We start from the raw sequence: 21,030 nt of genomic DNA, 5'->3' as shown, positions 1-21,030 counted from the left end.
GCGGATCTTGTGTCCGATGCGCCGGGCCGAAGGCGCGCGGCGCGCTGTCTCCCCGGGCTCACCGCAGCGCGGCGGCCATGTCCTCCGTTGTCGAGACCCGGACGAGGTCCGACTCCGCCGGGGTACGGACATCGTCGGCGCTGTACCAGCCGGAGCCGTGGATCACCACGTCACGGTCCGCCTCGACCAGGCCGCGGTCGATCGCGTTGCACACCCCGGTGAGCGCCATGACCAGTGACCACTCGCGCAGCGCCCGCGGGTCCTGCGGCAGCGGGCGCGGGTGGTCCGCGACCAGGTCCCGCAGCGCCGGGTAGCGGTCCAGGCACTCGCGGCGCGAGACCACGATGCCGTCGCCGCCGTGCCGGCCGATGATGGCGTTCATCGCCGGGGAGGTGGCCGGGCGGTGGGTGTAGAAGGTCGGGTCGAGGATCTCCTCCACCTCGTCGGTGACGCCCGGGAAGTGCGGGTCGGCCCGCTGCCGCCACCGTCCGTCCGCGCCGCGCTCGTACGCCGGCAGTCCGGCCCGGTCGAAGCCGCCCCGGCGCAGGCTGAGCACCATGTCCGGGGTGCCCAGATGCTGGACGAGCAGGCTCGCCGGGCGGCTTGCCGCCCGTGCCGTGCCGGCGGTCTCCAGCACGTCGCGGCCGGCGTGGTAGCCGAGCAGTCCGAACGCGCTCGACACGGCGTGCGCGTGCAGCCGCGGCCCGGCGGCGTCGGTGGGATCCGCGTCCTGCTCGAAGAAGGCCCGCGCCGTGTCGGCCACCAGGTAGTTGCGCAGGTCGAGCGAGAACCACAGGTTCACGCCGTGCCGTCGCTTCAGGTCCGCCGCGTAGGTGTCGGTGAACTGCCTTGCCAGCGCCTTGACGTCCTCGGCGCGCTCGCCGTCGTACACCATGAGGGGGTTGCGGGCCCGTAGTTCCGCGTCCTCCGTCAGGCTGCCGGCCCGCAGTTTGGACCGGCAGGAGGCCGGGGCCAGTGTGGCGATCCGCAGCTGGTCGGGGGTGGCGAGGCCGGCGGCCAGGGCGCGGGCGACGGCGTCACGGAGCGCGGTCCCCTTGTTCGCCGAGGTGGGCGTGAGGATCATGACCGGCTCGCCGGTGCGGCGGATGTACTCCACGGCGCGGGCGACGATCAGCAGGGACGGGAAGGTCTTGGTGGTGTGCGTACCGGGGTTGCCCGCCAGGTCCAGCAGGACCAGCCGGTGGCCGCCGTAGGTGCCCAGTTCCCGCCACTGTGCCCGGGCCGGCTCGAAGAAGCCGCGGACGCCGGCGTCCGGTTCCGGCAGCGCGAAGCCGGGCGAGAAGGCGCCGGGTTCGGTGACCGGCGCCGGGTCGGCCACCAGGGCCGCGACGGCCTGCGGCAGCCGCTGGTAGTAGTCGAGGATCAGGTTGCGCTCGGCGACGAGTGCGGTGGTCATGTGGTGCCTCCCCGTTCTGCTGCCCGATGGGCCGGCGGGTCGATCCAGTGCCGCCGGCGCCGGAACGGGTGGCCGGGCAGCGTGCACACCCGTCCCGGGCGGTCCTTGAGGTAGTGCGTCCAGTCGGTGTCCGCGCCGCGCAGCCAGGAGTCGGCGACGGCGCGCAGCTCAGGGCCGGTCCCGGCCGGCAGCGGTGCGGCGGGCCGGCGCAGCGCCACGGCGGCCTCGGCGGTGTCGCGGGCGGCGATCAGCGCCCGGTACGGCAGGACCCGGCGGCCGGTGGCCAGGGTGTAGGCCACGTCGGCCAGCCGCAGACCGGCCCCGGCGGTCTCCAGATGCCCGGCCAGTCGGCGGCCCGCCGCGTCGAGCGCCGCCGGTGAGTGCGCCGAGAGCGGCAGCAACTGCCAGCCGGGCGCCGGGGCCTGGGCGGAGGGGGCGGCCTGCTCCAGCACCACGTGGGCGTTGCTGCCGCCCAGCCCGAACGAGCTCACCCCGGCCAGCCGGCTGCCGCCGTGCGGCCAGGGCCGCAGCGTCCGTGGCACGGTGAACGGCCCGGTCCCGATGCCGAGTTCCGGGTGCGGCTCGCGGAACCGCGGATGGCCGGGGACGGTGCCCTCGGCGACGGCGCGGACCGCGCCGACCAGCGCGGCGATGCCCGACGCCGCGTCCAGGTTGCCGATGTTGGCCTTGACGGTGCCCAGCGCGCAGGACCCGGCGGGCGATGGGCCGGCCGCCCGCCAGACCTGGTGCAGGGCGGCGAGCTCGATGGCGTCGCCGAGGACCGTGGCGCTGCCGTGCGCCTCCAGATAGCCGAGCTCGTGCGGGCTCACCTCGGCGCGGGCGAGCGCCTCGGCGACCACGGCGGCCTGCCCGTCCGCCCCCGGCGCCGCGAAACCCGCGCGGTGGGCGCCGTCGTTGTTCACCGCCCAGCCGCGCAGTACGGCGTGCACCCGGTCACGGTCCGGGTCGACGTCGGCGTACCGCTTGAGGACCACCGCGCCGGCCCCGGAGCCGTAGCCGGTGCCGTCGGCCGCCGCGTCGAAGGCCCGGCACCGCCCGTCCGGTGAGACCAGGCCCTCGGGTGTGTGCCGGTGGCGCGGCAGCGCGACGCTCGCGCCGCCGGCGACGGCGAGGTCGCAGCCGTAGTCGAGGAGGCTCTGCGCGGCGGTACAGACGGCGGTGAGGGAGCTGGAGCACGCGGTCTGGACGGCGATCGCCGGCCCGCGCAGGCCGAGCCGGTAGGCCACTTGCGCGGGCAGATAGTCGGCGCCGGGCCGGGTGGCGAGCTGCGCCTCCCAGTCGTCCGGGTCGCCGCCACCCGTGGCGGCGGGGTTGCCGAGCAGGTGGTGGAGGAAGTACCGGTTGGTGGAGATGCCGGTGAAGACCCCGACCTCGCCGTCGTGGCGCCGGGGATCGCAGCCGGCGTCCTCCAGCGCGTCCCAGGCCGCTTCGAGGAACAGCCGGTGCTGCGGGTCGAGCAGCGCGGCGTCCCGGGCGTCGAAGCCGAAGAGTTCCGCGTCGAAGGCGGCGATGCCGTCGAGCGCGCCGCCCGGCAGTGCCCCGCCGGACCGTACCAGTGCCGGATCCGCCAGCAGCCGCGGGCCGATGCCGAGTTGCCGCAGCTCCGCCTCGGTGTAGTCGTGGACGGCGTCGGTCCCGTCGCGCAGCAGCCGCCAGAGTTCCGGCACGCTGTCCGCGCCGGGGAACCGCCCGGCGAGGCCGACGACGGCGATCCGGTCGTCGTACTCGCTCACCGCCGCCCCTTCCCGTCACGGCGGGCGCGGCGCGCCGCCCGCTCGGTGACCCGGCGCAGGCCGGGCGCGGCGCCGCCGTCGGCGGCGGGGGCGGCGGCGGCGCCGTCGGCGGCGCCGTCGAGGTGGCGGGCCAGCGCGGCGACGGTCGGATACCGGTACAGGTCAAGCAGCGGCACCGGTACCCCGAGGCTGTCCCGCAGCAGCCGCTGCACATCGGTCAGCAGCAGCGAATTGCCGCCCAGATCGAAGAAGCCGGCGTCGGTGGCGACCTCCGGTGCGCCCAGGGCCGTGCACCACGCCCGGGCTATCGCCTCTTCGGTGGCGGTACGCGGCACCGGGCCCGGTGCCGCGGGCGGCGGCGGGGGCGGGTCGGGCAGGGCCCGGGTGTCCACCTTCCCGGTGCTGGTCAGCGGCAGGGTGTCGAGGACGGTCAGCAGCCGCGGCACCAGGTGCTCCGGCACCCGGTCCGCCAGTCGGCGGCGCAGTTCCCCCGGATCGAGCCGGGTGCCGGCGGCGGGCTGCACGTACCCCAGCAGTTCGGTGCGGCCCTTGGCGTCGGGCCGGGCCACCGCCACCGCCCGCAGCACGCCGGGCAGCGCCGCGAGGTGGTACTCGGCCTCGCCGGGTTCGACGCGGATGCCACGGATCTTCACCTGACGGTCCAGCCTGCCCAGATACGCCAGTCTGCCGTCCGGCAGCCGGCGCCCCAGGTCGCCGGTGCGGTAGCTCGCCACGCCGCCGTCGCCGTCGCGGCCGAACCGCTCGGCGGTCAGCTCGGGCGCCCGCCAGTAGCCCGGCGCGACGTACCGGCTGTGGATGACGATCTCCCCCTCGTCGGCAGCGGGTTCGCCCCCGGGCCCGAGCAGCGAGATGGTGTATCCGGCCAGCGGGTGGCCGATGGGCAGTACCTCGTGCTCCAGCGGGGCGTCCGGCGGCAGGTGGTCCTGGACGGCGAAGCTGGCCTCGGTGGCCCCGTATCCGTTGACGAACACGCAGTCCGGCGCGAAGTGCGCGCGGCTGAGCACGGCGTCGTGCCGGGTGACGGTCTCGCCGCCGAGCACCACCGCGCGGACCGTGTCCAGGCGCCGCCCGCCGAGCGCGTCGACCAGGTAGCGGTACACGGTCGGGGTGGAGTGGAAGACGGTGGCGCCCCGGTCGGCCAGGGCCTGGGCGAGGTGGGCGGGGCCGTGCCGCCGTACGTCCACGACGACGGTGGCCGCGCCGGCCAGCAGTGCGGCGAAGGTGTCGGTCACCGCCATGTCGAAGCTGAAGGAGGACACCACGCTCAGCCGGTCGGCGGGCGTGATGCGGAAGTTCTCGATGTGGTTGGCGAGTCCGTGCAGCACATTGCGGTGGGTCTGCGGCACGCCCTTGGGCAGGCCGGTGGACCCCGAGGTGCACAGCAGATAGGCGAGGTCGTCGGGGTGGGCCGGCCGCTCGTCGGGGTGGAGGTCCGGCCCGCCGGGGCCGGCCGGGTCCGGCGGCGGCAGCACCCGCAGCGGTTCGGCCCGCAGCCGGTCCGCCGGGACGGCCCCGTCGGAGATCACGATGTCGAGGCCGGCGAGCGCGACGAGCTGGGCCAGGCGCGGTACGGGATGGGCCGGGTCAAGCGGTACGTAGCAGCCGCCCGCGTACAGGACCCCCAGGATCGCGGCCACGGTCTGCGGCGAGTGCTCCAGGAGGATGCCGACCCGGTCGCCCGGCCGGAGGCCGGCGGCCCGCAGTGCGCGCGCCGTTCGCCGCGCCGCGTCCGCCAGCATGCGGTACGTCCACGGCTCGCCCTCGCCGAGCACCGCCAGGGCGTCGGGTCGCCCGGCGGCCTGCGCCGCGAAGGCGGCCGGGATCGTGCCGTGGCGGGCGAGCGGCCGGTATCCGGGCTGCCGCCGGTGCCGGTCGGCGAAGGTGATGGGGATGGGGATGGGGATGGGTTCGTGCGGGTGCCGCCCCTCGTGGGCATGCGTGGCGGTCATCCGGGCTCACCGTTCCCTTCCGGTGCGGGGGGCGGCGGCCCGGCGGGGGTGCGGCGCAGCCGCTCGCGCAGCGCGAGCAGCCGGCGGCAGACGTCCGGGGTCTCTTCGGCCGGGAACTCCGTGCGCTCCCAGCCCGGTTCGGCCGCCGCCAGCGCCGCCGCCGCGGCCGGGGCGAACCTGACCAGCCCGTCCTCGACGACGACGCCGTCGGCTCGCGACCAGCGCTGGTTGGCGGCCACCGCCTGGGCCGGGCTCAGTCCGGCCGGCAGTCGCAGGGCGAGGCGCCCGCCGCTGATCCGCACCGGGTAGCCGCCGGGCAGTCCGGCCACCCCCGGCAGGCTGGTGTCCAGCTCGGAGCCGGTCGCCAGCGCGTCGATGAGCATCGCCCCGGCCTGTCCGGTCACCTGGTTGAGGGCCGGGCGTTCGCAGGCCCGCTGGCCGGCCAGCGCCTCGGTGACGCCGTCCAGCGGCTCGTCGTCCAGCCAGCCGAGCGCCTCGCCCGCCGGGCCCGGCGGGTTGAGGTGCACATGGTGGCCGACCAGGCGCAGCCGACGCTGGTCGGGCAGGCCGAGCCGGGCCTGCAGACTCGCCGCCAGCAGCCCGACGTTGCCGATGCCGCACAGCACCGGAACCGGCACCGGCAGCGCGGCCAGCACCGGGTTGACCGCGTCGGGGAAACAGGCGTTGACGAACCAGGCGCCGGCTTCCGCCGCCGCCCGGCCGGCCACCACGGCCAGGTCCGCCTGAAGCGGCAGGGTCAGGCCGAAGCCGCCGCGCCCGAGCAGGGCGGTCCAGGCGGAGGGCGCCGCGCGCCGCTCCCACGGCGACTGGTGGGAGGCGCACAGCAGCACACCGTCCGGCTCCTCCTCCCGGATCAACGCGGGCAGCGCGGCCCGCGGATCGGGGCCGGTGGTCCGTGGCCGGAAACGTACGGCGCGACCGGCCAGCGCGGCCCGGGTGCCGGCCAGCTCGCACAGCCGGCCCGTGCTCTCCCCGCGGGCCGCCACGACCACCCGCAGCGGCGGCCCGGGCGCGGTGGCCAGGGCGGCGCAGACGGCGGTGGCCAGCGAACCGCTGCCGATCACCACGACCTTCGGCGCCGCCGTCATCGCACCGGGTCCCGTCCGTGCGGTCTCGCGGTCGCGAAAGTGATCTTCGGTATCGGCACGGCTGGATAGTAACGCCTCACCAGCCGTGCCGGAGGGGGTCGCGGCAAAGGTATGCGAACACTTCCCAAGCACCGGTGGCGTGGCTAGCATGCCCACTCAGTGCGAGATCAACTTAGCCCCCTCCGGCCGGTGTTCCGGGCGGCGGTGTGGTGCCGGCCGACCACCGGCAACTGTGGGCGTTTTCCGGGGGGAGCCTGGGTTGAGGGTGCCGCCGATCTCCGCGCCGGCTGTGTACGGCGCGGGTCAGGAGCCGGTCGGGCTGGCCGAACTGCCCGGCACCGGCTGGCAGGTGTGGCGGGACGCGGTGCTGCGTTCCACCGGATTCCCGGCGGCTGGACTGCGCGTCTTCGCCTCGCCCGCCGCCGCCTCGGCCGCCGGGGCCCGGCTCGCCGGAGACCTCGATGAGGCCGGCTACCGCGCGGCCTTCGGGGAGGCAGCCGCCGTCATCGGGGCCCGGCTGTACGAGATAGCCGGCGACCCGCTGTTCCGCGAGGCGATCACCTGGCAGAACCCCGGGGTGCTGTCGTCCCTGGACGGGCTGCGCGCGGCCGGCCCCAACCCCCCGCAGGACCGCAAGACCCGCCGCCGGCAGTCGGTGGTGGCCCGCTACTGGCAGCGCTACTGCGCCAAGAACGACACCATCGGCTTCTTCGGCCCGGTGTGCTGGGTCCGGCTGACCGACGAGGACACCGTGGTGACGGCCCGTCCGGGCCCCGGCCTGGTGACCGGGCGGCAGGTCTACTTCGAGTGGTGGGCCCTGGCGGCGTTCGCGGACCGGCTGGCCGCCGATCCGCGTTTCCGGCCGCACCTGCCCGTGGCGCTGGAGCCGCACCTGTGGGTACGGGACGGGATGCTGCACCGTCCGGTGGCCGCGCCCACCGAACTCGCCCCCGCCGAGGCCGCGCTGCTCGGTCTGCTGACCGGGCCGCGCCCGGCCGCCGAGTTGGTGGCCGAACTCGTCGCGCACGCCGGCCACCCCGTGCGCCGCGAGGCGGACGGGTTCATGCTGCTGGAGCGTCTCACCGAGCGCGGCGTGCTGCGCTGGGGCATCGATCTGCCGCTCAACCTCACCGCCGAACCGATTCTGCACGCGGCCATCGACGCCATCGGCGATCCGGCCGCCCGCACCGCCGCCCGCGAGGAGTTCGACCGGCTGGACGCCGCCCGCGCCACGGTGGCCGCCGCGGCCGGCGACCCGGCCGCCCTGCACGCCGCGACGGCCCGGCTGAACGAGGTGTTCACCGAGCTGACCGGGCTCGACAGCGCCCGCCGGGCCGGGGAGACGTACGCCGGCCGCACGCTGTGCCATGAGGACTCCGTACGCGATCTGGAGCTGTCCTTCGGCCGGCCGCTGCTGGCGGAACTGGCGCCCGCGCTCGACGTCCTGCTCACCGCCGCGCGCTGGCTCAGCCACACCCTGGCGTCCGCGTACCGGCAGGCGCTGCGCGAGGTGTACGCCGACCTGTGCGCCGACCTCGGCACCCGGGACGTACCGCTGGGCGATCTGCGCTACCTGGCGCACGGCCTGTTCTTCGGCACCGGCCGGCGACCGGTCGACGACGTGGTGGCCGCCTTCGCCGACCGGTGGGCCAAGCTGACGGGCGGTACGGAGCCGACGCCGGGAACCACCCGGGTACAGCTGCGCTCGGCCGAACTGGCCGCCCGCGCGGGCGAATTGTTCGCCGCGCCCGGGCCCGGCTGGTCCACCGCCCGGATCCACAGCCCGGACCTGCAGATCGCCGCGGCCAGTGCGGAGCGGCTGGCCGCCGGCGACTACACCGTGGTGCTCGGCGAGTTGCACGCGGCCTATCTGACCCTGTGCACCGGTGTGTTCAGCCGGGCTCACCCCCGGCCGGGTGCCCTGCGGTCCGCGATCGACCGTGATCTGGGCACGGACCGGGTGCAGTTGCTGCTGCCGGACGACTTTCCCCGGATGACCGCCCGGGTCGCCGACCTGCTGTGGTCGCCGGACAACTGGCAGCTCGGTTTCGCACCGGCGCCCGGCGCCGAGCACTCCCGGCTGCTGCCGGTCACCGCGCTGACGGTGACCGAGCGGGACGGCGACCTGGTGGCACGGCACCCCGACGGGCAGGAGTGGCCGCTGCTCGAACTGTTCGCCGACTTCCTGTCCATGCACACGGCGGACGCGTTCAAGCTGGTCGCGGCAGGCCCGCACACCCCCCGGGTGACGATCGACCGGCTCGTCGTGGAGCGCGAGACGTGGCGCAGCACGGTCGGGGCGACCGGTCTGGCCACCGCCAAGGGGTATGCCGAGCGGTATCTCGCCGCCCGCCGCTGGGCCTCGGAACTCGGCCTTCCGGACCGGGTGTTCATCCGGCTGGGCACCGAACTCAAACCGACGTACGCGGATCTGACCAGCCCACCGCTGGTGTACTCGCTCGCCTCCATGGTGCGCCGCGCCGCGCTGGACGGCGGGCCCGATGTGGAGGTGGTGATCACGGAGGTGCTGCCGCTCCCCGAGGACACCTGGGTGCCGGACGCCGCCGGGCGCACCTATTACTCGGAGCTGCGGATGCAGGTCCGCGACCCGCTGGTGCCGCCGCACGCCGCAGGCCGCACGCGGCGAGGGCACCGAGGCACCGATGAGTGAGGCCGTGCCCGGGCACCGGGGCAGCGGGGAGCCGCCGGCGGCGGGCGCGCCGACCGTGCCGGATGCCGTCCTGGCGGCGGCACGGCGGCACCCGGACGCGATCGCGGTACGGCAGGGCCGCCGCGCGGTGACCTACGCCGAACTGGTCGCCTCGGCCGGCCAACTCGCCCGGACGCTGGGTGACCTCGGCGTCGGCCCCGAGGTCACGGTCGGGGTGTGCGGCCAACGCCGGCCAGACACGATCGCGGCGCTGCTGGGCGTCATGCTCGCGGGCGGTGCGTATGTGCCGCTGGACCCGGCACACCCCCGCGCAAGGCTGCGGGCCATTCTCGACGACGCCGGCACGGAGTTGGCCGTCGTCGACACCGAGGGCCGCGCGCTGCTCGCCGACACGGCACCGGACCGGCTGTTCGTACCGCTGGGCAGCCCCGCTCCGGCCACGGAACCGGCCGGCGTGGCCGCTACGGCGGGTGCCGGCGGCACGGCGGGTGCGGGCACCGGCCCGGAAGGCCGGACCGGCCGGCGGTTCGACGAGGAACGGGGACAGCCGTACCGGGACCAGGACGCCGTCGGGGGCGACCCGGCCCGGGCCGCACTGGACGATCGGCTCCCGTCGGGCCCGTCACCGGACCATCGGACCCGCCACGCGGGCGCCTCGGCGTATACCGGCGCTCCGCACCGTCCCTCCACGGACCACCAGTTCCCGCCCGTCACCTCCCCGATCCAGCCGGCCGGCGTGACGGACACCCCCGGATCGACCGGACCACCGCACCACGCCGCACCGGGCCTGCTGGTTTCACCGCGCCTGTTGCCGGACCATCCGGCGTACGTGATCTACACCTCGGGGTCGACCGGCGTTCCCAAGGGTGTCGTTGTCAGCCATCGCAGTGTGACCGCGTTTCTGGCCGGCTCGGCGCAGCGGTTCGGGATCGGTGCGGACACCGTCGCCCTGGCCACCGCCTCCTTCGGTTTTGACGTGAGTGTGCTGGAGATCTTCAGCACGCTGGCCGCCGGCGGCACCGTCGCCCTGGTGCCGGAGGCCGATCGCCGCTCGCCCGACCGGCTCGGCCGGTTCGCCGCCGCGCACCGTGTCACCTGGGCCACCCCGCCGGTGTCGATGCTGCCGCTGCTGGATCCGGGCGATTTCGCCGCGCTGCGGGTGCTGGTGGCCACCGCCGAACCGGTGGCGCCCGATCAGGTACGGCGCTGGGCCGGCCCCGCCGAGGCGCCGCGGCTGCGCTTCGTCAACGCGTACGGACCCACCGAGACCACCGTCGAGGCCACCGCCCACGACGCCACCGGCGACCGGCCCCGGCAGCCGGTGCCGATCGGCCGCCCGCTGCCCGATCTGCGGGTGTACGTGGTGGACGCGGCGCTGCGGCCGGTACCCGTGGGCACCGCGGGCGAGTTGCTGGTCGGGGGCGTCGGGCTGGCGCGTGGCTACCTCGGTCAGCCGGGCCTGACGGCGCAACGGTTCATCGCCGACCCCTTCTCCGGTTCGGGTGGGCGGCTGTACCGCACCGGCGACCTGGCGGCCTGGGAGCCGGACGGCGCCCTGCGCTATCTCGGCCGCGCCGACCGGCAGCTCAAGGTCCGCGGGCACCGCGTCGAGCCGGGCGAGGTGGAGGCCGTCCTCGCCGGCCACCCCGGGGTCCGGCAGGCGGTCGTCGATCTGGTCCCGGCCCCGGCCGGCCCGCTGCTGACGGCGTTTGTGACCCCCGCCCGGGCACCCTCGGACGCGGAGTTGCGCGAGCACTGCGCCCGGCTGCTGCCGGACGCCATGGTGCCCGCGCGGTTCGTCCGGCTCGACGCGCTGCCGCGCAACGCCTCCGGCAAGACCGACCGGACGGCGCTGCACCGGCTGGCGGCACCGGACAGCACGGATCCCGGTGACGGCTGGCAGCCGGACACCGAGGAGGCGGCCGTGGTCGCCCGGGCCTGGGCCGATGTGCTGGGCGCGCCGGTGCGGTCCGGCGACGACACCTTCTTCGACGCCGGCGGCCACTCCCTCGGCGCCATGCGGCTGGTCGCCCGGCTGCGCGCCGACCTGGACCGGGACATCCGGATCGAGGATGTGCTGCGCGGCCGTACGGTCGACGGCATCGCCGCCGCCCTGGCCGCCGCTCCCCCGGCCGGTCAGGAGCTGACCGGTGGCAATCCGCCGGCGCTGTCGGCGGCGCAGCGCCGGCTGTGGTTCCTCGACCAGCTCACGGTGGACAGCGGCGCCTACAACATCGCGCTGGCGCAGCGGCTGCGCGGCCCGCTGGACCCGGCGGCGCTCCGCTCCGCGCTGGCCGAGGTCGCCCGGCGGCACGAGGTGCTGCGCTGGCGGATCCCGACCGTGGACGGCGCGCCGGCCGTGCTGATCGACCCGCCCGGCGAGGTCCCGCTGCCGGTCACCGATCTGACGGCGCTGCCGCCGGCGGAACGGGCCGGCGCCCTCTCCGCCCAACTGCACCGCACCGCCGCGGCCCGCTTCGATCTGGCCGCGGACCGGCTCTGGCGGGCGGCCCTGTTCCGGGTCGGCGCGGACGAGCACGTGCTGGCGGTCACCGCCCACCACGCCGTCTTCGACGGCTGGTCGCAGGGTCTGTTCCTGCACGATCTGGGTACGGCGTACGCGCGCCGCGCGGCGCCGCTGCCGCCCGCCCCGGCCTCGTTCGCCGACTACGTCGCCTGGCGGGCCGACCGGGCGGACCGCCGCGCCGAGACGGATCTGCGCTGGTGGCTGGAGCACCTCGACGGCGTGCCGCCGGTGCTGGAACTGCCGGGGGACCATCCCCGCCCGGCCGAGCAGAGCTTCCGGGGCGGGCGGGTGGAGACCCTGCTGGGGGCCGGGACCACCTCGGCGGTGCACGCCCTGGCCCGGGAGTGCGGGGCGACGCCGTCGGCGGTGCTGCTGGCCGTGCTCGGTCAGCTCGCGGGACGGCTCGCCGGGCGGGAGGACCTGGTCATCGGCACCCCGGCGGTGGACCGCCGGCATCCCGCGTTCCTGGATCTGGTGGGCTTCTTCATCGAGGTGGTGCCGCTGCGGCTGCGCCCGGCCGCCGCCCGGAGCTTCCGGGCCCAGGTACGGGGCGCCCGGGACGAACTGCTGGACGCCCTGGCCCACCCGGAGGCGCCCGTGGAACGGCTGGTGGAGGCGCTGCGGCTGCCCCGGGACGCGTCCCGGCAGCCGCTGGTCCAGGTGCTGTTCAACGCCTATAACTTTCCGCAGCCCCGGCTCGAACTGCCGGGGCTCGACGTCTCGTCGGAGCCGGTGCCGGTGCCCGGGGCGCCGTTCGACCTGACGGTGTACGCCGCCGAGGACGGCGGACGCTACCGGATCGAACTCGTGCACAACACCGACCGCTTCACGGCCTGCCGCGCGGAGCGGCTGCTCGCCGCGTACGTCCACCTGCTGAAGGGTTTCCTCGACGCGCCGGACCGCCCGGCCGGGGAGATCGGCCTCGATCCGTACACCGATCTGCTGGAGGGTACGACCGCCGGGCCCGGGCCGGGAGGGCCGCCTGCTCTCCCGGCGTCCCCCGTCCCCGGCGGCGGTACGGAGGCGGCCGTGCTGGCCGTGTGGCGGCAGGTCCTGGAGCGCGAGGACATCAAGGTCACCGACAACTTCTTCGACGTCGGTGGTACCTCACTGCTGCTGGTCACCGTGCGGCAGCGACTCTCGGACGCGCTCGGCCGGGAGCTGCGGGTCGTGGACCTGTTCCATCACCCCAACATCCGCGCGCTCGCCGCCCATCTCGACGGTGCCGCGCCGGCGGCCGGGGCGGACCGTGGCACCGACCGGGGCCTGGCCCGCCGGCGCCGCGCCCCGTCCCGCGCCGCGCGGCGGCGTGGGCCGAACTGAACAGCATCGCCCGGTTTCCGGACTCGGAGAGGCAAAAATGACGACCCCGCACGACACCCCCGGCGGCGAAGACGACGTCGAACCGATCGCGATCGTGGGCATGGCGTGCCGGCTGCCCGACGCGGCAGATGTCGACGCGCTGTGGCGCAACCTGGTCGACGGCGTGGTGTCGACCCGTGCCGTGCCGCGCGCCGAACTGCTCGCGGCGGGGGTGTCCCCCGAGGTGGTCGACGACCCGTCGTACGTGCCGGTGGTGTCCGCCCTGGAGCACCCCGAGTCGTTCGACTACGGCTACTTCGGCATGACCCGCCGGGAGGCGGAGCTGGCCGACCCGCAGATCCGGCTCTTTCTGGAGCTGGCGGACTCCGCGCTGCAACACGGCGGTTACGATCCGAAGCGGTTCGACGGGGACATCGGCGTGTACGGCGGGGTCGGTCCCACCCGGTACTACTGGCGGCATCTGGGCGCCAACCGCGCGGTGAGCGACGCGCTCGACGGCTCGATGGCCCTGTCCAACGCCAATCTCGCCGACTACGTCACGACCACCACCTCGTACCACCTCGATCTGCGCGGACCGAGCGTGAGCGTGCACACGGCCTGCTCGACCTCGCTGGTGGCCGTGCACACCGCCTGCGAGTCGCTGCGCGGCGGGGAATGCGATCTGGCCCTGGCCGGCGGCGCGTCCATCGAGCTGCCGCTGCACCACGGCTACCGGCACGTCGAGGGCGGGGTGGAGTCCGCCGACGGCCGCTGCCGCCCCTTCGACGCCGGGGCGACGGGCACCGTGTGGGCCTCCGGGGGCGCCGTGGTGCTGCTCAAGCGGCTGTCCGACGCCCAGGCCGACGGGGATCACGTGCACGCGGTGATCCGGGGCAGCGCGGTCAACAACGACGGCGCCGACAAGGTGGGCTTCACCGCGCCCAGCGTGGCGGGGCAGGCCGCCGTGGTGTCCACCGCCCTGTCGGTGGCCGGGGTCGACCCCCGGACGGTGGGCTATGTCGAGGCGCACGGCACGGCCACCCGGCTCGGCGACCCGATCGAGGTGGCGGCGCTGTCGCAGGCGTACGGCCGGGACAGCGGCGACCGGGGCTGGTGCGGGCTGAGTTCACTCAAGTCCAACATGGGCCATCTGAGCCAGGCCGCCGGGGCCGCCGGGCTGATCAAGGCGGCGCTGGCGCTGCGGCACCGGATGATCCCGCCCAGTGTCGGCTACGAATCGCCCAACCCCGCCATCGACTTCGAGACCGGCCCGTTCTACGTCAACGCGACGCTGGCCACCTGGGACAGCGACGGCGCGCCGCGCCGGGCCGGGGTCAGCTCGTTCGGGATCGGCGGCACCAACGCGCACGTCATCCTGGAGGAGGCGCCGCCGAACCCGGCCGGCACCCCCTCGGAGCGGCCGGCGCATCTGCTCCAACTGTCCGCGCGCACCCCCGAGGCGCTGGCCACCACCGCGAACGAACTCGCCGCACACCTGGCCGACCGGCCCGAACTGGCCCTCGCCGACGTGGCGCACACGCTGCGGGCCGGCCGGCGCGAGCACCGGCACCGTACGGTGGTGGTCGCCGCCGACCGGGCGGCGGCGGTCGCGGCGCTGCGGGCGGGCAAGCGCCGGCCGGCCGGCCAGGCCGGGCCGGAACGCCCCGCGCTGGCCTGGCTGTTCTCCGGCCAGGGCGCCCAGTACGCCGGCATGGGCGCGTCGCTCTACCGCACCGAGCCGGTCTTCCGTGCCGCCGTGGACACCTGCGCCGAACTCCTTGCCCCGGATCTCGGCCTGGATCTGCGGCAGTTGCTGTTCGCCGACGGCGGCGGCCCGGACCCCGGGGCCGCCCGGGCCGAACGGGACGCCGCCGAGGACCGGCTGCGCCGCACCGCGTACACCCAGCCGGCGCTGTTCACGGTGGAGTACGCGCTGGCCGAGCTGTGGCGCTCGTGGGGCCACTCCCCCGACGCCATGGTCGGCCACTCCATCGGCGAGTACGTCGCCGCCACCCTCGCCGGGGTGTTCGAACTCCCCGACGCGCTGCGGCTGGTCGCGCTGCGCGGCCGGCTGATGGACGCGCTGCCCGCCGGCGCGATGCTCGCCGTGCAGCGGTCGGCCGAGGAGGTCGCGCCGAGGCTGCCGGAGGCGCTGTCGATCGCCACGGTGAACGGTCCCGGCGTGTGCGTGGTGGCCGGCCCGGCCGACACGGTCGCGGAGTTCGCCGCCGCGCTGGCCGAGGACGGCATCCGCAGCCGCGAGCTGCGCACCTCGCACGCCTTCCACTCCGCGATGATGGACCCGATCCTCGCCGAGTTCACCGCCGCCGTGGCCGCGGTGCCCCGGCGGGCGCCGCGACTGCGCTTCCTGTCGAATGTCACCGGCGGCTGGTTCACGGCCAAGGACGCCGCGGACCCGGCGTACTGGGCCCGGCACCTGCGCGGCACCGTGCGCTTCGGGGAGTGTGTCGGCACCCTGCTGGCCGAGGGTGACTGGGCGTTCGTGGAGTGCGGCCCGGGCCGGCAGCTCGCCGGGCTGGTACGGATGCAGACCGGCCGCGACGCGCTGGTGCTGCCCAGCCTGCCCGGGCCGACCGAGTCCGCCGACGACCCGACCGTCTGCTACACCGCCGCCGGCGCCCTGTGGACCCGCGGATTCCCGCTGGACCCCGAGGCGTTCGGGCAGCGGGCGGCCCGGGTACCGCTGCCGGTCTACCCGTACGAGCGGGTCCGCTGCTGGATCGAGCCGGATCCGCCGCGCGCCGCGACCGCCCCGGCCGGGATCACCACCGGCGCGGAGGACCAGGACCTGACCCCGGCCGAGCCGGCCCAGTGGTTCCAGGTGCCGGTGTGGCGGCGGCTGCCCCCCACCCCCGCGGCCCGACCCGCCCCCGGCTGCGTACTCTTCGAGGCCGGCGAGGGCACGGACGGCCTGGCCGCCGCGCTGACCCGGGCCGGGACGGCGGTCACCCGGGTACGCCCCGGCAGCGGCTACGCCCCCGACGGCGCCGGCGGCCACACCGTACGCCCCGCCGATCCCGACGACTATCTCGCCCTGGTGCGGGCCCTGCTGGCCGACGGGGTCCTCACCGAGGGCGTACGGATCGTCCACGCCTGGTCGCCCGCCCCCGCGACCGGCGCGGACCCGATCGCCGCCGCCCACTCCGCCCAGGAGCACGGCTATCTCAGCCTCGTGTGCCTGGCCCGGGCGCTGGCCGCCGAGGCCGCCGACCTCCCGGTGCACCTCGATGTGGTCACGGCCGGCGTGCACGACGTCGTCGGCGGCGACGCGCGGCGCCCCGAACACGCGACCGTGGCCGGGGCGGTGCTCGCCGTCAACCGGGAGCTTCCCGCCGCCAGCGCCCGCCACCTCGACCTCGACGCCGGGCAGAGCCTCACCGGGCGGGCCGCCGACCAGCTGGCCGCCGCGCTGTGGCGCGACCCCGCCCTCGACCCGGACCGGCCGCTCGCGCTGCGCGGCGGCCGGCTGTGGGTACGCGGCTTCGACCGGGTGCCGCTGCCGGACGACACGGCCGGCCCCTGGCGCACCGAAGGCGTCTACCTCATCACCGGCGGCTGTGACGGCCTCGGACTGGCGGTGGCCGAGGACCTGGCCCGCCGCTGCCGGGCCCGGCTGGTCCTGCTCGGCCGCTCCGGGCTGCCGCCCCGGGACCGGTGGGGCGCGTTGCGCGGCACCGCCGGCCGGGCCGGCACCGCGATCGCCGCCGTGGAGCGGATGGAGGCGGCCGGGGCGGAGGTGCTGCCGGTGGCCGCCGATGTGTGCGATCCGGCCGCTCTGCGGCGGGTCCGCGAAGAGCTGCTGGCGCGGTTCGGGCGACTGGACGGCATCATTCACTCGGCGGGCCTGCCGGGCGACGGCATGCTGGAGGTCAAGACGCTGGACGCCGCCCGCGCGGTGCTCGCGCCGAAGGTAACCGGAACCCTCGCCCTGCGGGCCGTGTTCGGGGACCTTCCGCTGGACACGGTCGTCCTGTTCTCCTCGGTTTCCTCGGTGGTCGGCGGCATCGGCGACACCGACTACACCGGCGCCAACGCCTTTCTCGACGCCTACGCCGCCGCCGACCACGGCTGGCCGGCCCCGGTGCTGTCGCTGGGCTGGGGCGCCTGGGGCCGGATCGGGATGGCGGCCCGCGCCGCCGCCCGCGACCGCCCGGGCCGGCCGGCCGCCCCCGGCACCGTACCGATCGCCCACCCGGTGCTGACCGAACTGGTGCCGGCCGCCGGCGGCGCCCCCGCGTACTGCCGGGGCACCGTCTCGGCCGCCCGGCACTGGCTGCTCGACGAGCACCGCATCGCCGGGGTGCCGGTGATGCCCGGTACCGGCCAGCTCGAACTCGTACGGGCCGCGGTGACCGCCTGGCGGCCCGCGCCGGAGGTGGACAGCGAACTGGAGCTGTCCGACATCACGTTCATCGAGCCGGTCACCGCCCCCGACGGCGCCCCTACGGAGCTGCGCGTCACCCTGCGGCCGGTCGCCGACGGGGTGGAGTTCACCGTGGCCGGTGTGCGCGGGGACTCCGTGCACACCCACACCCGTGGGCATGCCGCGTGGGTCCGGCCGGACGGCACCGCGCGGCTCGACCTCGCGGCGATCCGCCGGCGGTGCGCCGCGTCGGCGGCCGAGGTCGAGCACTTCGGCAAGCAGCTCGACAGCAACCCGGTCCTGACGTTCGGGCCTCGCTGGCACTGCCTGCGCGAAGCGTGGCTCGGCGCCGACGAGGAACTCGTGCGGCTGGCCCCGGCCGAGCCGGACGGCGCCGACTGGCCGCTGCATCCCGCGCTGCTGGACGTGGCGACCATGCCGGTCGGTCCCGGCGGCGGCGGTACCCGGTTGCCGATCGGCTACGGCCGGGTACGGATCCACGCCCCGCTCGACTCCGCGGTGTGGGTGCACCGGTGGCGGGACGGCGCGCACGACGACGCCGCGGCCATCGTCTCCTGGGACTTCGCCGTCACCGACGACGCCGGACGGCCGCTCGTCACGGTCGCCGACTTCATGCTGCGCGCGGTCGAACCGGACGCGATCCGGGCGGGGCTCGCCACCACGCCGGAGCCGGCGGCGCCGGACGCCGAGCCCGCCGACCCCTGGGCGATCGGGCCCGCCGACGGTCTGGTGGCGCTGGGCCGGGTGGTGGCCGCGGCGCCGGCGGCCCATGTGCTGATCACCCCGGGACGGTACGACGCCATGCTGCGCGGCAGCGCCGAGCGGGCCGGGCGGGCGCTGGCCGTGCTGCGCGGCGAGCTCCCGGAGCCGGTGCTCGCCGGACCCGGGGCGGCCGGCCAGGGCCGGGCGGGCGGCGCCGACGGCGGTGCCGGGGACAGCGGCGATGACCTGGTGGCCACCGTCGGCCGGGTGTGGACGGCGGTTCTCGGCGAGGAGGACATCGCCGAGGACGACGACTTCTTCGAGCTGGGCGGCAATTCGCTGGTGGCCGTGCAACTGGTCGCGCAGATCCGCAAGGCCACCGGGGTACGGCTGCCGATGCGCACGCTGTTCGACGCCCCCACGGTCGCGGGCATGGCCAAGCGCATCGCCGAACTGCTGGCGGCCCAGCCGCAGGCCCCGGCGGCGGCGCGCCCCGCCACCGCCGGGGCCACCACGATTCCGGTCCTGCCGCGCCCGCGCCCGAGCTGACCGGAGGCGGGCGCGGGCCGGGTGGTCAGGGGTGGTCAGGGCCGGCCGGGCGGCTCCGGATCGATGATCTGGAGCCGCAGCTCGGAGGAGTACCGGCGGCCCTGCCCATCGGCCAGCCAGGCGTGCCCGGCCGTGGGCAGCGCCTCGGTGACGATCACCTCCACCTCGTCGCCGCCCTTCGCCCGGGCCGCGCGCAGCATGGTGCACAGCAGGCGTACGTACACCGGGCTGGTGAAGTCGACGAACTGCGGCTTGATGTCGGTGGCGACCCGGACGTAGACCTGCTCGGGCATGTCCGCGGCCAGCCGCCAGCGGCGGGCCGCCACGTACCGCTGCCGCTCGCCGGTGACATCGGCCAGCCCGCCGGCGCCGACCGTGGACCGCCAGGTGCGGCGTACGAGGACGAGGTCGTCGACCGTGATCCGTGGCGTGTGGCCGCCGGCGCCGGCCAGCTTCCAGGTGTCGAACGCCTGGAGGCCCAGCAGGTTCGCGAAGACTTCGAGGATCGGCCAGCGCCGGCCGTCCGCCGCCCGGGCGAGCAGCCCGTCCGGGGTCTCGGTCACGGTCAGGGCGGTGACCGGTACCAGCCGGTCGGGGTCCGCCCCCGGGGCGGGGACGAAGCCCAGTTCCACATCCTGCGGCCCGTGCATCCAGTACGCGTTGCGGGAACAGTGCCGGGGCCAGTCGGGCGGCAGCAGCAGCCGGACCCGGCTGTCCGGCAGGTCGGCGGCCAGGGCCTCGCGCAGCACGTGCGGTTCCGGGTGTCCGAGCGCGAAGAACTGGGTGTCGAACGCGGCGGAGGCGATGTGCAGTTCGCCGAGCACCAGAGTGTAGTCGCCACGGGCCAGCGCCTCGGCGTCGGTGGCGCACAGGTGGATGTCGGGGCTGTGCACCCGGGCCTCTGACCAGCCGGGCCGGTCGGCCGGGAACGCCTCGGCGACCCGGGCGCCGAGTTCGCCTGCGGTGAACCGCAGTTCGGCGGTGCCGGGCCGGACGTCCGCCAGGCCGAGTACCGCCGTCCACCGGGTCAGGAAGTCGGCGACCACCGGGTCCGCGGGCCGCTCTTCGCCGAAGACCAGCGCCTGGGCCATGAACCACAGCTCGTGCAGCGGTACTTCCACCGCGCCGGCGTCGGCGGCCAGCTCGTGGTACAGCCCGGTGAGCGCCGCCGTGTACGCCTCCGCGATCCGGGCCGACAGCCAGCGCGCCGACTGGAGCAGCGGCGCCAGGCCGGCCAGCCTGGCCAGGACGTCCCCGCCGACGGTGATGTCCAGGTCGCGGACGGTGTCCAGATGGCACAGGGTACGGCCGGCGTAGGTCTCGCCGGGCCGCCGCCGGGCGTCCTGGCCGGTGATGTCGGTGAAGTTGTCCTCCAACGCACCCATGGCGGAGGCGAGTTCGTCCGGTCCTTCGGCCGCGGCCACCGCGTCGCGGGCCTCGCACAGCCGGTCCATCGTCGCCAGCGCCCACGCCCGGGCCCCGGTGTCGCCGATGCCGGCCAGCCGCTCGCGCAGCAGCCGTTCGGCGCCGAGGTCCATCGGCAGGTCCAAGCCCAGCCGCAGCACCCCGGCGGCGGCCAGCTCGTCGAGCTGCGCGTACACATCGGCCGGGCGGCGGAACGTACCGTCCCCGGTCAGCCAGGCCGCCAGCTCGCCGGCCCGCCGGCGCCCGTCGCAGCGGGCCACCAGCTCGGCGGCGCCGGCCGGCAGCTCCTGCGCGGGCCGGTTCGGCCACAGCAGGCGGCGGCCGTCGAGCCGCAGCTGCGGCTGCACGGCCACCGGCAGCCAGGGACGCAGCCGTTCATCGGCCGCCAGGCGCTGCGCCAGCGCGTCGAGCGCCCACCACTCGAAGTGCACCGCGCCGCGCCGCACCAGCGCCGGCCCGTGCCGTACCTCAAGGCGCGGACCGCCGTTGTCCACCGTCGACCAGCTCATCGGGCCGAAGAAGCCGATCGTGTCGTTCTTGGTGCAGTACCGCTGCCAGTACTTGGCGACGATCTCCTCCCGGCGGCGGCGGCGTTCGTTGCGCCGCGCCCCGGGGCCGTCGCGCAGCACCCCGGCCACGGAGCTGAGCGCTCCCGGGTTCTGCCAGGTGACCGCCTGCCGGAACCCCGGGTCGGCGCACACCTCGTGGACGGCCCGGCCCAGGTCGGTCAGCGCGGCGGCGAACGCGGCGTCGAGGTCGGCGGACGCACCGGCGTCGCCCGCCAGTAGCCGGTCCACGGTCCTGGCCAGCCCGGGCGCGCCGAAGGCGGCGACGCCGTCGGCGGGGAACCCGGCGGAGCGCACGAGGGTGTGCCGCCACACGCTCCACGGGGTGCCGGGCAGGGGAACGAGATGGTCGGACAAGGTGGTCACCGGCTCCTGATCAGTGGCTGCTGGGAGGGGGACGGATCAGGACGCCGGCCCGGCGTCCTCCATCGACCGCACCAGAGTGCGGGGCCGCATGTCCGTCCAGTGCGTCTCGACGTAGTCCAGGCACGCCTGGCGGCTGTCCTCGGGGTGCGCCACCGTCCAGCCGGCGGGCACTTCGGCGAACGCGGGCCACAGCGAGTGCTGGCCCTCGTCGTTGACCAGGACCAGGAAGCGGCCCTCGGCGTCGTCGAACGGATTGGTCATGGTGTG

General features: G+C 76.0%; 9 protein-coding genes. 3 read left to right on the top strand and 6 right to left on the bottom strand.

The genetic code is table 11. The features are described 5' to 3' along the window. Window positions 1-58: 58 nt before the first annotated feature. From AC5WRL_RS01615 to AC5WRL_RS01600, 4 genes are read right to left on the bottom strand one after another with little or no spacing between them, the layout of a single operon-like run. Entirely contained in the window at window positions 59-1,417 is a 1,359-nt protein-coding gene (locus AC5WRL_RS01615) for a DUF6002 family protein (protein WP_496086395.1), read from the bottom strand. Then, window positions 1,414-3,171, bottom strand: a complete 1,758-nt coding sequence (locus AC5WRL_RS01610; RefSeq protein WP_496086394.1) for a beta-ketoacyl synthase N-terminal-like domain-containing protein — start codon at window positions 3,169-3,171, stop codon at window positions 1,414-1,416. The genes AC5WRL_RS01615 and AC5WRL_RS01610 overlap by 4 nt, the downstream gene beginning before the upstream one ends. After that, a complete protein-coding gene (locus tag AC5WRL_RS01605) occupies window positions 3,168-5,141 on the bottom strand; it encodes a non-ribosomal peptide synthetase (protein WP_496086393.1) in 1,974 nt (657 codons plus the stop codon). Before AC5WRL_RS01605 ends, AC5WRL_RS01610 begins: the two co-directional genes overlap by 4 nt. After that, window positions 5,138-6,250, bottom strand: coding sequence for a hypothetical protein (locus tag AC5WRL_RS01600; protein WP_496086392.1), 1,113 nt, complete (start codon window positions 6,248-6,250; stop codon window positions 5,138-5,140). The genes AC5WRL_RS01605 and AC5WRL_RS01600 overlap by 4 nt, the downstream gene beginning before the upstream one ends. 265 nt (window positions 6,251-6,515) lie before the next feature. Between AC5WRL_RS01600 and AC5WRL_RS01595 the strand changes: the two genes are divergently transcribed. The 3 genes from AC5WRL_RS01595 to AC5WRL_RS01585 are packed head-to-tail and all read left to right on the top strand — an operon-like array spanning window position 6,516 to window position 18,406. Beyond that, complete coding sequence (locus AC5WRL_RS01595) at window positions 6,516-8,921, top strand: lantibiotic dehydratase (protein ID WP_496086391.1); 2,406 nt, start codon at window positions 6,516-6,518, stop codon at window positions 8,919-8,921. Continuing rightward, window positions 8,914-12,771 (top strand): amino acid adenylation domain-containing protein, encoded by a 3,858-nt coding sequence (locus AC5WRL_RS01590; protein WP_496086390.1) that lies wholly within the window; start codon window positions 8,914-8,916, stop codon window positions 12,769-12,771. Before AC5WRL_RS01595 ends, AC5WRL_RS01590 begins: the two co-directional genes overlap by 8 nt. Window positions 12,772-12,808: 37 nt before the next feature. Next, window positions 12,809-18,406, top strand: a complete 5,598-nt coding sequence (locus AC5WRL_RS01585; protein WP_496086389.1) for a type I polyketide synthase — start codon at window positions 12,809-12,811, stop codon at window positions 18,404-18,406. 35 nt (window positions 18,407-18,441) lie between these two features. Here AC5WRL_RS01585 and AC5WRL_RS01580 read toward each other — a convergent pair whose 3' ends face one another. Both AC5WRL_RS01580 and AC5WRL_RS01575 read right to left on the bottom strand, forming a co-directional pair. Further along, window positions 18,442-20,763: a lantibiotic dehydratase gene (locus AC5WRL_RS01580; protein ID WP_496086388.1), complete on the bottom strand. Its 2,322-nt coding sequence runs from the start codon at window positions 20,761-20,763 to the stop codon at window positions 18,442-18,444. 36 nt (window positions 20,764-20,799) lie between these two features. Further along, window positions 20,800-21,024, bottom strand: coding sequence for an MbtH family protein (locus tag AC5WRL_RS01575; RefSeq protein ID WP_496086387.1), 225 nt, complete (start codon window positions 21,022-21,024; stop codon window positions 20,800-20,802). Window positions 21,025-21,030: the final 6 nt, after the last annotated feature.

The sequence above is a fragment of the Streptomyces sp. NTD107 genome, assembly GCF_059510435.1.
This window is presented reverse-complemented; position numbering and strand designations above follow the sequence as displayed.

Excerpts from the sequence above, each read along its gene's own strand:
- AC5WRL_RS01615 (WP_496086395.1), bottom strand. The coding sequence starts at position 1,417 with ATGACCACCGCACTCGTCGCCGAGCGCAACCTGATCCTCGACTACTAC.
- AC5WRL_RS01605 (WP_496086393.1), bottom strand. The coding sequence starts at position 5,141 with ATGACCGCCACGCATGCCCACGAGGGGCGGCACCCGCACGAACCCATC.
- AC5WRL_RS01590 (WP_496086390.1), top strand. The coding sequence starts at position 8,914 with ATGAGTGAGGCCGTGCCCGGGCACCGGGGCAGCGGGGAGCCGCCGGCG.
- AC5WRL_RS01575 (WP_496086387.1), bottom strand. The coding sequence starts at position 21,024 with ATGACCAATCCGTTCGACGACGCCGAGGGCCGCTTCCTGGTCCTGGTC.
- AC5WRL_RS01600 (WP_496086392.1), bottom strand. The coding sequence starts at position 6,250 with ATGACGGCGGCGCCGAAGGTCGTGGTGATCGGCAGCGGTTCGCTGGCC.
- AC5WRL_RS01585 (WP_496086389.1), top strand. The coding sequence starts at position 12,809 with ATGACGACCCCGCACGACACCCCCGGCGGCGAAGACGACGTCGAACCG.